The sequence below is a fragment of the Flavobacterium sharifuzzamanii genome (assembly GCF_003254585.1).
Classification (GTDB): Bacteria; Bacteroidota; Bacteroidia; order Flavobacteriales; family Flavobacteriaceae; genus Flavobacterium; species Flavobacterium sharifuzzamanii.
Genome location: NZ_QJGZ01000038.1, coordinates 192,032 through 204,962, shown reverse-complemented (window position 1 = coordinate 204,962; position 12,931 = coordinate 192,032). Strand labels below are relative to the sequence as shown.

Genomic DNA, 12,931 nt, shown 5'->3' with positions numbered 1-12,931 from the left:
TTTGTTTTTCTGTTTTAATTATTTCTTTTTTATGGACTAATCTTGCTAATAACTTATCATGCCCCAAAAGGATTTTTCCAAATTATATCTAAGGCCAGATAATTCACGTCTGAAATATCAGATCCTTTACCAATAAGGTCATACATATATCCTACATCGAAAATAAATGGAATTTCATGCGGAGTAAGTGAGTAGTAAAGAGTGAGTCGGCTTTCTTTATAATCAAATTTTGACCATTCCTTCTCGGGTTCATTTTCTTTGCTTATTGCAAAAAGAACTTCGGCACCTCCTATAATATGATGTGTTTTGGTAGTTCCTAAATCCAAGCTTAGCTGTGTTTTGAGGCGAGTACGCAACTGAAAATTCTCTTCGGTATTACTAAAATCAGGATTGAAAAATTTCCTAAACTCTTGTCTTATCGTATTTTTCCATTTCAGTCCGTTGCCTTCTGTGATATAAGAATAACGGCCGTATACTCTAAATTCCTGTTCAATTGCAGGATTTAATTCCTCATAAGGCGCTTCAGAGTCATAATTATTAGATCTTCTATAGCTAAGCGCATACGAGTATTCCCAATTTTTACTGTAACGGTTGGAAATTTCCTCGTTGATTACCAAAATTGCCATTTTAGAAAATGGATTATTCTCATCTGGACTGCTCTTTAATCCATAGCCTACATAAGTTGTCGATTCTTTCTGTTTAAGTGAATCTAAAGACTGCCTAACTCCAAAGGCAAACCAAGCTGCGTTTTTTCCTTCTCCTAAACCTGGTGGACTTAACTGTGCGTATGATTTATTACTAAATGTGACCACAAAAATGACCACTGCCAATAGCAATTTGCTTTTTGCAGACACGTTTTTCATATTTTCTAAATTTTAAAATTTGTAGCTTATTCCTGCTTTTACAGCGAACGGAGTTCCGGGAGTAAAACATAATTCTGATACTGAACTAGCCTCGTCTCTAAGTCTGGTTTCTGTTTCAAATTGCGCTTCATTCCATTTGGCATTAAAGATGTTTTGAAACTGCATATTTACTTCCCAGTTTCTTTTTCCATAAGCCAAGACAAGATCATTAACAAAATAGCCTCGCGTTCTTACCGAATTGTCTTCTATGGCTGGACGCGAATCCATATAGCGGTATCTTAAGTTTGCCGAGAACCCCGAAGGTAGTTTTACCGCTACACCTCCAGTGCTTGTAAATGTTGGAACCAACGGAATATAATCTTCTCCTTTTGGCTCATCAATAAAACGGGCATGGGCATAATTAAGATCTCCGTCTAAATAAAGCCAAGAAATCGGTTGGTATCTCAAACTCAAATCAAAACCTAAACGACGTGTTTTTCCTGACGGTTCTACCACAGCTTCGTCTCCAACATATACAAATTCTTGCTGCAAATACATGTGCCAGATCGCCGGCTGAATAATCATATTGGCTGTTGGACGCAGAATAACACCAAAATCACTTCCAAAAGAATAAGGAAGAATATCTTTTCCATCTTGTGCTACTACAACTCTTACGTCATTAGAATGAAATCCAAAACCAGACTTAATATACCATTGTACATTTTGGTTCTGTGTATACGAAATATTCAATTTTGGACTTACTCTAGCCGCCGAAGCTTCTTTCGCCGCAGGTAAACTAGCAAGACGATCATGAAGACTAAAGGTAAAATAGTCTAGCCTCGCTGATGGATTGATGAGCCATTTCCCCACTCTATAATCGATTGAGGTATAACCGTGAACATTGACTTCTGTAGCAGATCCATCAGATAATCTATTTAATAATAAATCGCGCTGATAGACATGATTTAATTGTAAATCCTTGATATCATCAAAACGAAATCCTGCTCCCGATGTCCAAGTCATGTTGCTATTTTCAAATGCAAATCTTCGGATATACTTATTTTCAAGACCATAAATAGAACGATTGTCCGTTTGCTGAATTTCGTCTCCATAAACAGGATCATTTAGAAAAAAAGTAAAATTCGAAAACAGATTAAAATTGTATTTAGAATAGAATAAATTGCTCGAAAACTCTTCATTCTCATTGGCTAGGTATTTATAATTTATAGCAAGGTTTGTTCTCGAAGTCCTTCCGCCTTCAGTTGGATCTATAGATCCCCATCTGCTTATAATTCCTTCTTCTACTGCCCTTTCAGGAATTTGTCCCGAAGCATTCCAGTTTGAAGAAAAGGTAGATCCTAAAATAGAGATATATTGTTTTTCATCAATCCATTGGCTGTACTTCGCTAAAAAATTAACGCGCGTAAAATCCTGTTTGACATCAAACGGTCCATCGGTATAATTGAATTCGCCTGCTACATAGAAACTTTTGTCTTTGTCATTTTTATTTAAAAGATTAAGCATGGTAACGGCGCGCATCGTATTAAACGAACCACCTTCAATTTTAAAAAGGTTGTTTTCTAATTTGTCATACGTACTAAAATTTACATAGCCCGAGGTATTAAAATCTCCTTTGTCGGCATAATAAGATCCTTTACCAAAATCGATATCTTTGATTGTTTCTGGAATCAGAAAATGCAAATCGGCATATCCCTGTCCATGTGCATGTGAGACTATGTTTACTGGCATTCCGTCAGCCATAACGCTGATATCGGTTCCATGATCATTATCAAAACCTCGCAAAAATATTTGTTCTGCTTTACCTCCTCCAGCATGCTGGGCAATAAAAAGTCCAGGAACTTTTCGCAATAGATCCTGCGCAGAATTTACTGGAGCCATTTTTAAATCGACTTTCATTATTTGTTTTCTGAAGTCGATATTACTAATTACTATTTTACTCAGATGCACCGTATCTGCTTCTGATTTGTTTACTTCTATTTTTTTTGCTTCTGGCTTATTTACTTCTTGAGCAAATCCATTCTGCACCGCTAACAATACTATTACAATTGCTGTAAAAAGTTTGTTTCTCATTATTATTAATTTTCTTCTACAATTGCCGTTTTATTTTCAAAACGACCTACTATTTTTTTTAAGGAAACAATTACCCACATTGATAAAACAAATGGAAACGTAAGTGTAATCCATCCGTTATGCATCATAAAAATGTCAAAGTATGTTGCTATGATTACTGATAGCAGCACATATAATCCATCTCTAGGTTTTGTTCCGCTGCATGCAATTCCGCATAAAACAGCGTTGAAACTAAACATTCCATCTTCTATTAATTTTACAGAATCCTGATCAAAATGCGCAATTGCCGCTGCAATTACTGCCGCTAGGAATCCGTATAAAGCTGCTGTGGGATTATTGAGAAAAACCCCAATAAAAAACAGCAAACCTGCGGCAATAGTTCCCTGAAAAATTACTTCGCTATAAGCATGCGCTGCTACTGCAAAATCTTCAAGTTCCTTCATTTCTACATTAACTGCAGGAATTCTTGCAACCGCTAGTCCAAAATGTTGGATACTCAATACTGCAATTACCGTAATTACAATAAAAGGAAAGGTGAAAAAGGGAATCTTTTTACGAATAGAAAATTCCATTAGCAATGTGCTTAGTACAGATCCTAAAACAAGTAAAAACCATATTAACGGACTGGTTTCAAAGAAGAAAACTAATCCTACTCCAACTAACGTTGCGTTAAATCCGTATAAACCTGCCTTTATATTTTCGTCACTGAAATTGCAAATTTTTGCTGTCGCAGTACCGATTATAGAACTTAGCAAAGCTGCAACTCCCATCAGGATCGAGTCATAAGATATCGCAATTAAAAATAATAATCCTGTCCAAGCACTTTCTTGAAGCATGATTTGTCCAATGCCTTTAAGCACTGTTTCTACTATTGATTTTATTTTTTTCATTTGTGTATACTTCTAGAAATAAAAATTATTTGAATTACCAGCCTAAAAAGACCATCCCGACACCACATGCTAAAACTACTGCTCCGCTAATTGCTGGGGTATAACGTTCGAGTTTTTCTGTTTTGAAAAAAGAATATCCATATACTCCTAAAAGCACCATACCAAGCATAGTCAAAACAGTGCTTAGCGTAAAAACACCAATGATTGTAGAAATTTCACCAACAGAACGTTTCAATCCAGAATAGAATAATAAAGGAATTAGCGGTTCACTTGGCCCCATTACAAAAATGGCAAACAAAACTAAAGGCGTTACTTTAACTCGATTCGTAGGCATAACTACTTCCCCATGTTTATGCGAAAACACAAATACATCTTCTCCCATTACGTCAAAATGTTTGTGCGCTTTGTTCTTGTATGCAGCCCAAAGCCCGTAAATAAGATAAATTGCACCAAATAACAGCAGTGCCCAGCTTGCAACATTACCTCTAAAATCTTGGAAAAATGTTATTTTATTGATTTGCCATCCTAAGAAAACTCCAATAAATCCTAAAACTACCGAACTCAAAATATGTCCGAAACCGCAAACTATTGTAAGCATAATTGTCTTGGACATACTCCATTTGCGAGATCTTGACAAAACAATAAATGGCAAATAATGATCAGGTCCCGAAGCGGTGTGAAAAAAGCTGATGCTGATTGCTGTAATTGATAATGCTATTAAATTTGAATCCATAATCTGCTTAAATTTGTATTACTGCTTTTTCTTCCCAAAGCACATCCTGCACTTTTCTGAAAAAATCAAACATTTGCTCTCCTCCATTTCCTAGAATTCTAATGACAAAACCGTTTGCTTCTAGTTTACTGATTCCGAATGATACATTTTCTAGTCCTTCTAGTTCTTTAAAAAAGTATTCTATAAGATCTTCTAAGTCGTCATCTTTTGTATTGAGATATACAAAAGTTCCTTGATGGGTAAAGCCTTCCAGCAAACCCATCGCTGCTAAGGGCATAATATCTGGTCTTAAGAGAACATTGTCTTTTAAGACCAGTCTATCGTGATGAAAAACCTCTAGAAGATTTTGAAAATGAGCATACTTAAAAGTTTCTCCGTGGTGTTTGCGTCCACAGGTAATAATTTCGCTTATTGTCAAATCACAGTCATCTTCGATGTAAATCTTATTATGACTTTTAAATGTTGAATCTTCATGAGGCACCACAGGGTGAGGAACATACGAGAAAGATGTTCCTTTTTCCATTTTGACATTCATGATTTGCGAAGCACTCCCATCCATGTTAAACAATCGCTGATAGGATTGTGACTGCAATTGCAAACGAGCATTTTCTTTTACATTCACCTGAATATCGTAAACGTCACCGCTTAAAATTCCAGGTGATGAACTCATGATCATCAAATACGAAGCTCCATCAGATTTATACTGTCCAACAGGCATAATCCTGAAGGGTTGTGTCACGTATGCATCTCTTAAAAATGATTCCCCATCCCTTTTTTCTACTTCTATTTTTAGGGTACTTACCATTTGATTAACGAACTAAATTTGGTTCTTCAATATCTTCTAGCAATGCATATTTCTTGATCCAGCCAATAACTTCATCAATTCCTTCTGTAGATCTAAGGTTTGAAAACACAAATGGTGCACCTTTTCTCATTCTACGTGCATCGTTCTCCATCACTTCTAAACTAGCTCCAACATATGGCGCTAAGTCAATTTTATTTATCAAAAGCAAATCTGATCTTGTGATACCAGGTCCACCTTTACGAGGGATTTTTTCTCCTTCGGCCACATCAATTACGAAAATCGTCACATCGGCTAAATCTGGTGAAAAAGTTGCTGAAAGGTTATCTCCACCACTTTCAATTAGAATTAATTCGATATCAGGAAAGCGAGAAACCAATTCATCTACAGCTTCCAAATTCATACTAGCATCTTCACGAATTGCGGTGTGAGGACATCCTCCAGTTTCTACTCCAATGATTTTTTCTTTTGGCAGTAAACTGTTTTTTACCATAAATTCGGCATCTTCTTTAGTGTAAATGTCATTAGTAATTACTCCTAAATTATAGTCGTTTAGCATTTTTCGGCTTAAACGTTCTAACAATGCTGTTTTTCCTGATCCTACAGGCCCAGCAACTCCTATTTTTACATACTTTCTAGTTTCCATTTCTTTATTTTTTTATTTTCTCTTTCTTCTTTTCTCTATTTCTACGACATGTATAATCTTGAATAAAGTCTCTCGTGCTGCATACATCGAATATCAAAAGCGACGCTGCAAAGACCTACAAGTTCTCTGTCTATTGTTAAAGTTTCTTTTGCTAATTTTTTAAGCAGTGGCTGCAATTCGAATAAAACATCCTGTCCATCTAATTGTCCTAAAGGCACTAGTTTAACCGAATTGGTAATCATTCCGATAGCGGCATTGTAGTAGAATGCGAATAAAGCTTCGTCCAGCGGAATTTCTAATAACTGTGCATAGATTCCAAAAGCGATGCAATAATGAGCAGATGCTTTTTTGTCGGTGATTGCACGTTCATAATTATTAACGAGATCAAAGGCCTTCTGTCTTCTAAAAATCTTGATTAATCGAATTCCCAACTTCTGACTTGCTTCACGAATTTCCCGTGGACTCTTTAAAGCACTGCATTCTTGATCTAGTTTTATTATAGTTTCCAAATCATTATTTTCAGCCGCTACATAAGCTAATTTCAAAAAAGAGGCATCATTATATTTAATGTTATACATTAACATGTTTGTTACAAACTCTTTTGCCGAAGCCACAGAATTTACCGCTTCATCTTGAACATAAGTCTCCAATCCATTAGAGTGTGTATATCCTCCAATTGGCAAAGTTGGATCTGCCAGATGGAGAAGACTTCCTAAATAAGTGTTTTCTATATTAGTCATTTGAAGAAGCCATGTTTAGGATTTTTGTAAAAAGAGACGAATTTCCATGACCATGAGGCGCTACATTTGATTTTAGTAAATGCAAGAGCTTTATCTCCTGTTTTTCTGGTTTGTAACCACTCGCTTCAAGCCATCTAAACATTGGCATTTCAAAAGGCATCATAATCTGATCATTCTGAATGAATAATGGAAGATGTTTATTTCCAATTTCATAACAGATCGTACCCATTTCTAATAAAGACGAAGGTGTCATTACAATCGCCTCGCAAGGTTTAATGTTTACAACGACTGCTTTTTTATCATCTTGATAAAGAATATCATCTTGATTCAATCGCTGTCCTTCCTGAATAAACTTAATCGCAATTTCAACCCCTGAATTTGTTCGCTTGCGCTGAATTCTTTTAGTAGTTTCAAACCACTCAATTTCGAGAAGATCTATCTCAAGACCTTCAATTGAATGTGTTTTTGTATTACCTATTGTCTGTTGTATAATCATTATTTCGATTTTTTAAGGGAAATGTTTTTTGAAACTCCTAATCCGAATGTTGATCCATTTATTCCAGCAACAAATGTTCGATTATTCGTTTTATTTGCATCATTTCCTGTAGTATTTTCATATGATAATTCACAGAATTTGGCCTTTAGCGCCCATCCATGACCAAGAAATACAGCTACAATTGGATAGATTCTTCCTAAATAGCCATTATAGCTATAAGATCCTGGCGTATTCATAAGCGTATTTCCCCATACATAATGCGCGTCAGCCTGAGCGATGATGGCAAAATGATCTCCAATATTCCAAGAGTCACTGTAAAAAGGACCAATTTCGTGTTTAGAGTCGGTAAGATTTCCTGCTGCGTTTTTCTCTTGGTCAAAAGCAAAATTCATCCCTGCAACAACGTGATCATTAAAAAAATATCCAACTCCGATTGGGTTTGCGCCAAAACTGCTTCCCGTATTATTATTGTCTTTATAAGTTAAAGAACCATAAAGCATTAAAGATCCTTTTTGTGCACGAACCGTTGTAAGACTGGCACATACTAGAAAAAGAATAAAACCCAAATTAATTTTCCAATTATTCATAAAATTCTTTTTTTGTTTTTATCTAATCTTACTGCAACAAGTTAAATTGCCGCAGTAAGAAGTAGAATAACAGTTATTAATTAAAACAAGTAGTATAATTGTGCTAATGGAAGTTTATCCACAGGTTCGCAAGTGATTTTTTCTCCATCGATTGTCACGGTATAGTTTTCAGCATTTACCATGATTTCTGGAGTTGCGTTGTTGTGAATCATATCAGCCTTGCCAATGTTTCTGCAATTTGAAACTGCTAGTAATTTCTTTTCCAAACCATATTCTTCGGCAATATTATTGTCGATACCAGCTTGAGAAACAAAGGTGAAAACCGTTTTAGTCAATGCTTTTCCATACGTACCAAACATATTACGCATAATGATAGGCTGCGGTGTTGGAATAGAAGCATTAGCATCCCCCATTTTGCTTGCGGCAATAAAACCTCCTTTTACGATAATTTCTGGTTTAACTCCAAATAATGAAGGTTTCCAAATTACCAAGTCAGCAATTTTGCCTGCTTCTATTGATCCAACATAATTAGAAATTCCGTGCGCGATTGCAGGATTAATTGTGTATTTAGACACATATCTTTTTGCGCGATAGTTGTCGTTTTTGTTTGCTGCATCTTCGGCTAAATGACCTTTCTGTTTCTTCATCTTATCTGCCGTTTGCCATGTACGGGTAATTACTTCACCTACACGTCCCATAGCTTGCGAATCGGAACTCATGATACTGAATACTCCCATATCTTGAAGCACATCTTCTGCAGCAATAGTTTCTGGTCGAATACGCGAATCAGCAAAAGCCACATCCTCTGGAATTTTTGGACTCAAGTGATGGCAAACCATCAACATATCCAAATGCTCGTCTATCGTATTTGTTGTGTACGGTCTGGTTGGATTTGTAGATGCTGGCAATACATTTGGATACATTGCTGCTTTGATGATATCTGGCGCGTGACCACCTCCTGCTCCTTCTGTATGGAAGGTGTGAATAACACGTCCTGCGATAGCATTCATGGTATCTTCAAGAAATCCTGCTTCATTAAGCGTATCGGTGTGAATGGCTACTTGTACATCATATTTGTCCGCTGCCTTTAGAGAAGCATCTATCACGGCAGGAGTTGCTCCCCAATCCTCATGAATTTTGACACCCAAAGCTCCTGCTTCAATTTGTTCTTCAATTGGAGCTTCTGTAGCTACATTCCCTTTTCCGAAGAAACCAACATTTACAGGAAATGCTTCTGCAGCCTGTAACATTCTTTTAATGTTATGTTTTCCGGGTGTAACAGTTGTCGCATTTGTTCCGTCAGCAGGGCCAGTTCCACCACCAATCATGGTTGTAATACCACTGTACAAAGCTGTTTCAATTTGGGTAGGACTAATAAAGTGTATGTGCGTATCAATTCCTCCGGCTGTAACAATATACCCATGTCCTCCATGAACTTCCGTTGAAGCTCCGATAATCATGCCAGGTGTAATATTGTCCATGGTATCTGGATTTCCTGCTCTACCAACTCCAACAATTTTTCCATCTTTAATACCAATATCCCCTTTTACAATTCCCCAGTGGTCAATAATTGTAGCACCGGTAATTACGAAATCTAGAACGCCTTCATCACGCAAAGCAGTAGAAGATTGGCACATCCCGTCTCTAACGGTTTTTCCTCCTCCAAATTTTGCTTCATCTCCATAAGAGCAGAAATCTTTTTCAATTTCTATAATAAGCTCTGTATCACCTAAACGTATTTGATCTCCAACAGTTGGACCAAAAATACTTGTATAATTTTTTCTAGTTACTTCTAAACTCATGATTTCACATTTTTAAATTGGCCTTCTTTTAAACGTTCTAATGCAACAGCTTTGTTATGAGGAGATAAGTCTCCATCTACTAAGTTGTTGTGTCCAAAAAGTCTCTGGTTTCCGCCAAACTCAGTCAGTTCAACTTCTTTCTCTTCTCCTGGCTCAAATCTCACTGCTGTACTGGCAATAATGTTTAATCGCATTCCGAATGCTTTTTCTCTGTCAAAAGACATCATTCTGTTCACTTCAAAAAAATGAAAATGTGAACCTACCTGGATTGGTCTGTCTCCAGTATTAGTAACTTTTATGGTTAACGTTTCACGGCTATCATTACAAATAATAGCGCTATCTTTTAATATAATTTCTCCTGGAATCATCGCAGTATTTTTTAAGTTTATCGCACAGGATTGTGCACTGTTACTAATTTGGTACCATCAGGAAATGTTGCTTCGATTTGTATATCATGAATCATCTCAGCAACGCCTTCCATTACATCTTCTTTACGAAGCAGTGTCGCACCATATTGCATTAACTCGGCTACTGTTTTACCATCTCGTGCGCGTTCCATCAGTTCACTGCTAATAAGAGCAATGGTTTCAGGATAATTTAGTTTTAAGCCACGGGCTTTTCTCTTTTGAGCAAGTTCGCCAGCTGTATGCAGCATTAGCTTCTCAATTTCTCTTGGTGTTAAATGCATAATAAAATATTTTGGGTTATGTATATAGAGATTCGCATAACTGATCTCTTTTTTTAGATCAATAATGTTTTCTTTAAATAATAAACATGGATTAGATAAGGCAATAACTGCCCGTTCCAATATAGAATAATCTATATGGATAAATATGATGGTGCATTTTTTACGATAAGATACACCTGTTGTTATTTACTGCAAAATGTGGTGCCCACTTATAGAGAATAAGTGTAAACTAAAATTTAGGCATAATTCTTCACTCTAGGTAAAAATCTACTTTTTACCATAAACAGAATGTGCTAAATCCAATTAAGCAGTAAGCAATAAGAATTAAAAATAATTAAATGTGGATTTTCAAGCTGTGAAATAGGATATTTCGTGACGTGTTTCTAAAAGGAGTTATGTTTCGTTCCCATAATCCTTGACTGTTCAATTTTATATTTTCTACATAAATAGAACAGTCCTCTTTTAAGTTTTTGAAATTTAAATTTAGCGGAGATGCTGGCAAAGAACTGTTAGATTTCTCCGTTTCAGAAGTATTCTCTAATAAAACAAATTTTAGCTCATCTGAATCTGAAAGTGCTTTATTAATTACAGTATTATTGGTGGTTAGCGCAAGAACTGATTCGGTTCCTGTGTGAGCATTTATTCTATTTACAATGCGGTTGCTGTAACTATTTGGGATAGTTAAAAAGCAAATTTGTAAAAAAATAATATAAGCTAACTTCATCGGGAAGATTTCAATTACTAGAGGATTATTCCTTGTATAATGGCAAATTTAGCAGGGTTGAAACACAATTGAGTAGCACAAATCTTGACTTTTCTTTTCCAAATTTCCCAATAACAAAAATTTAACACTTTTTACAGTTCATTGATTTTGCTAATGAATCTTTATTTTGAAAACGTAATTTCTAAATACTTTTCGAAGAGTTTAAGCAAATGCTAAATTAAGGTTTACCCAATACCACTTCTACCCCATTAAAAACCAACAAACTAAAAACCAGTATATTAACTGAATAAAAAAGGGGGATTTTCCCCTTTTTTGGTACATGTGCATTTATCTAATTTAGTCGAATCTTAAAAGCACTGTTAGAAGCCTGATTTCTAATTGCATTCTTCGCCCAGAATCTTATTCCTTCCTATAAAATTTCATTTAGTATTTATAATAATTTTTATCAAAAGATGATTTTTGAAGTAATACAAATAATTACAGAACAAGTAAACAACTATCTCGAGGAAATTGGGTTGGACAAATCTGTTGTACCAGAAAATATTGCTTTTTTAGAATCTCAGAATGATGATATCACAGATGCTTTAAAAAATGCTGTGGCGCTTACGATAATTAATTTAGATGAAGAAGCTACTTTAAAAAACTTCCCAAATCATATTATTGAAAATACGAAAACCATATATAAAAACAGTATTATCAATTTAAATCTCTTTATACTTTTTAGCGCCAACAGAGATAAATATATCAACTCGCTCAAAGACATTTCAAAAATTATTGAGTTTTTTCAGGGGAAAAAACTTTTTACTCAAGCCAATACCATCTTTAACAGAAACAGTAGTGCCATGAGCAATGTAGACAACTTTAGATTTACCGTTGAACTCTACACTCCCACTTTTGAAGAATTAAATTATATCTGGGGAACACTTGGCGGAAAACAGCTTCCGTCGGCTTTATACAAAGTCAGTATGATCCAAATTGAACGCAATATTGCGCAAGCAGAAGGAGAGCTTATTGGTGAATTTACGGGAATAACTAAAAAGAAAGAACAGTCATGAGTTATTCTTCTACATATGGATTGTTATTTCAAGTGACGCTTCTTCATAATTATTTTTTGAATAACGGAGAAGAAATTTTCACTAGTATGACAGATGATAAAAAAGAAAAAATGCTGCAGCAATTTAGTACAGATGCCTTTATTGCTGTAACACCATCTATAGAAACCACAACCGTACTCAAAAACTACAAAATGGTATTCAAAAAAACCAAAACAGGTTTCGGAGTATACGTTAAATTAAAAGGTGAATCAGATCCTTTTATTAAAGTCCCTGACAATCTGAACCTAACGTTTTTAATTAAAATTAATGATTATCAGTTTGAAAATTATACTAATCTTGATTTTGCTCTTACTCAAGCATATCTCTTCAGTAATGTAAAACCATTGACTGAACCAGTTTCATTTAAATATCTTCCAAAAATAAGTGACAATAAACTTATTTCAAACGCTTATTTGGTATCTGAAAAAACAACTGCCGATTTAATCTCAACACTGCAGCCGTCAGAACAGCAAAATGTCTTTGGAGTTATTTCTCTTACTGCTAAGGGCGACAATAGCTCAGAAGATATTATAGACAATTCGAACAAAATGATAAGTCCAAATTTTAAAATTCATTTTGATAACCGAAAAACCTTTTGGAGATATATCAACCGTAAAGCAAAAACCGAAATTAAAACCAAGACCGTCAAACCATTAACGCGATCTGGTTTTGTAGAGATTGACCCTGTTAACGATTTGGATCCTTCGCAACCTGCAGAAAGTCAATATCCAAATCCGTCTGTAAAATCAATAACAAAAATCGATAGTGATTACTATTCAGAAATATTTATTTAATA

At 35.3% G+C, this 12,931-nt stretch carries 15 protein-coding genes; 2 read left to right on the top strand and 13 right to left on the bottom strand.

Annotated features, from left to right (window positions below; translation table 11 throughout):
- Window positions 1–56 precede the first annotated feature (56 nt).
- The 13 genes from DMA14_RS11535 to DMA14_RS11475 form a co-directional block, all read right to left on the bottom strand.
- Window positions 57–863, bottom strand: coding sequence for a DUF2490 domain-containing protein (locus DMA14_RS11535; RefSeq protein ID WP_111424816.1), 807 nt, complete (start codon window positions 861–863; stop codon window positions 57–59).
- A 12-nt stretch (window positions 864–875) separates the two neighbouring features.
- Entirely contained in the window at window positions 876–2,933 is a 2,058-nt protein-coding gene (locus tag DMA14_RS11530; RefSeq protein ID WP_111424815.1) for a TonB-dependent receptor, read from the bottom strand.
- A gap of 5 nt (window positions 2,934–2,938) precedes the next feature.
- Entirely contained in the window at window positions 2,939–3,823 is an 885-nt protein-coding gene (locus DMA14_RS11525) for an urea transporter (protein ID WP_111424814.1), read from the bottom strand.
- Window positions 3,824–3,857: 34 nt separating this feature from the next.
- On the bottom strand, window positions 3,858–4,556 hold the full coding sequence (locus DMA14_RS11520; protein ID WP_111424813.1) for a hypothetical protein: 699 nt from the start codon (window positions 4,554–4,556) through the stop codon (window positions 3,858–3,860).
- A 7-nt stretch (window positions 4,557–4,563) separates the two neighbouring features.
- Window positions 4,564–5,361 carry an urease accessory protein UreD gene (locus DMA14_RS11515; protein ID WP_111424812.1) on the bottom strand — a complete coding sequence of 266 codons (798 nt, stop codon included), beginning with the start codon at window positions 5,359–5,361 and terminating at the stop codon, window positions 4,564–4,566.
- 4 nt (window positions 5,362–5,365) lie between these two features.
- A complete protein-coding gene (gene ureG, locus DMA14_RS11510; protein WP_074658210.1) occupies window positions 5,366–6,004 on the bottom strand; it encodes an urease accessory protein UreG in 639 nt (212 codons plus the stop codon).
- Between the two features lie 41 nt (window positions 6,005–6,045).
- Window positions 6,046–6,735: an urease accessory protein UreF gene (locus tag DMA14_RS11505; protein WP_111425037.1), complete on the bottom strand. Its 690-nt coding sequence runs from the start codon at window positions 6,733–6,735 to the stop codon at window positions 6,046–6,048.
- 1 nt (window position 6,736) lies between these two features.
- Window positions 6,737–7,240: an urease accessory protein UreE gene (ureE, locus tag DMA14_RS11500; protein WP_111424811.1), complete on the bottom strand. Its 504-nt coding sequence runs from the start codon at window positions 7,238–7,240 to the stop codon at window positions 6,737–6,739.
- Entirely contained in the window at window positions 7,240–7,827 is a 588-nt protein-coding gene (locus tag DMA14_RS11495) for a hypothetical protein (RefSeq protein ID WP_111424810.1), read from the bottom strand. Before DMA14_RS11495 ends, ureE begins: the two co-directional genes overlap by 1 nt.
- 80 nt (window positions 7,828–7,907) lie before the next feature.
- Window positions 7,908–9,629: an urease subunit alpha gene (ureC, locus tag DMA14_RS11490; RefSeq protein WP_111424809.1), complete on the bottom strand. Its 1,722-nt coding sequence runs from the start codon at window positions 9,627–9,629 to the stop codon at window positions 7,908–7,910.
- Window positions 9,626–9,997 carry an urease subunit beta gene (ureB, locus tag DMA14_RS11485; RefSeq protein WP_111424808.1) on the bottom strand — a complete coding sequence of 124 codons (372 nt, stop codon included), beginning with the start codon at window positions 9,995–9,997 and terminating at the stop codon, window positions 9,626–9,628. The genes ureC and ureB overlap by 4 nt, the downstream gene beginning before the upstream one ends.
- A 17-nt stretch (window positions 9,998–10,014) precedes the next feature.
- The gene (gene ureA / locus DMA14_RS11480; protein WP_111425036.1) at window positions 10,015–10,317 is read right to left on the bottom strand and encodes an urease subunit gamma; all 303 of its coding nucleotides are present in this window, start codon (window positions 10,315–10,317) and stop codon (window positions 10,015–10,017) included.
- Between the two features lie 334 nt (window positions 10,318–10,651).
- Window positions 10,652–11,041 (bottom strand): hypothetical protein, encoded by a 390-nt coding sequence (locus DMA14_RS11475; protein WP_111424807.1) that lies wholly within the window; start codon window positions 11,039–11,041, stop codon window positions 10,652–10,654.
- A 452-nt stretch (window positions 11,042–11,493) separates the two neighbouring features.
- Here DMA14_RS11475 and DMA14_RS11470 point away from each other — a divergent pair, with 452 nt between their 5' ends.
- Both DMA14_RS11470 and DMA14_RS11465 read left to right on the top strand, forming a co-directional pair.
- Window positions 11,494–12,096: a DUF4255 domain-containing protein gene (locus tag DMA14_RS11470; RefSeq protein ID WP_111378150.1), complete on the top strand. Its 603-nt coding sequence runs from the start codon at window positions 11,494–11,496 to the stop codon at window positions 12,094–12,096.
- Window positions 12,093–12,929, top strand: a complete 837-nt coding sequence (locus tag DMA14_RS11465; RefSeq protein WP_111424806.1) for a hypothetical protein — start codon at window positions 12,093–12,095, stop codon at window positions 12,927–12,929. Before DMA14_RS11470 ends, DMA14_RS11465 begins: the two co-directional genes overlap by 4 nt.
- Window positions 12,930–12,931 lie beyond the last annotated feature (2 nt).

Coding starts and splice junctions, on each gene's coding strand:
- DMA14_RS11475 (WP_111424807.1), bottom strand. CDS start 11,041: ATGAAGTTAGCTTATATTATTTTTTTACAAATTTGCTTTTTAACTATC.
- DMA14_RS11515 (WP_111424812.1), bottom strand. CDS start 5,361: ATGGTAAGTACCCTAAAAATAGAAGTAGAAAAAAGGGATGGGGAATCA.
- ureB (WP_111424808.1), bottom strand. CDS start 9,997: ATGATTCCAGGAGAAATTATATTAAAAGATAGCGCTATTATTTGTAAT.
- DMA14_RS11535 (WP_111424816.1), bottom strand. CDS start 863: ATGAAAAACGTGTCTGCAAAAAGCAAATTGCTATTGGCAGTGGTCATT.
- DMA14_RS11530 (WP_111424815.1), bottom strand. CDS start 2,933: ATGAGAAACAAACTTTTTACAGCAATTGTAATAGTATTGTTAGCGGTG.
- ureC (WP_111424809.1), bottom strand. CDS start 9,629: ATGAGTTTAGAAGTAACTAGAAAAAATTATACAAGTATTTTTGGTCCA.
- DMA14_RS11525 (WP_111424814.1), bottom strand. CDS start 3,823: ATGAAAAAAATAAAATCAATAGTAGAAACAGTGCTTAAAGGCATTGGA.
- DMA14_RS11470 (WP_111378150.1), top strand. CDS start 11,494: ATGATTTTTGAAGTAATACAAATAATTACAGAACAAGTAAACAACTAT.
- ureA (WP_111425036.1), bottom strand. CDS start 10,317: ATGCATTTAACACCAAGAGAAATTGAGAAGCTAATGCTGCATACAGCT.
- DMA14_RS11520 (WP_111424813.1), bottom strand. CDS start 4,556: ATGGATTCAAATTTAATAGCATTATCAATTACAGCAATCAGCATCAGC.
- ureE (WP_111424811.1), bottom strand. CDS start 7,240: ATGATTATACAACAGACAATAGGTAATACAAAAACACATTCAATTGAA.
- ureG (WP_074658210.1), bottom strand. CDS start 6,004: ATGGAAACTAGAAAGTATGTAAAAATAGGAGTTGCTGGGCCTGTAGGA.
- DMA14_RS11465 (WP_111424806.1), top strand. CDS start 12,093: ATGAGTTATTCTTCTACATATGGATTGTTATTTCAAGTGACGCTTCTT.
- DMA14_RS11495 (WP_111424810.1), bottom strand. CDS start 7,827: ATGAATAATTGGAAAATTAATTTGGGTTTTATTCTTTTTCTAGTATGT.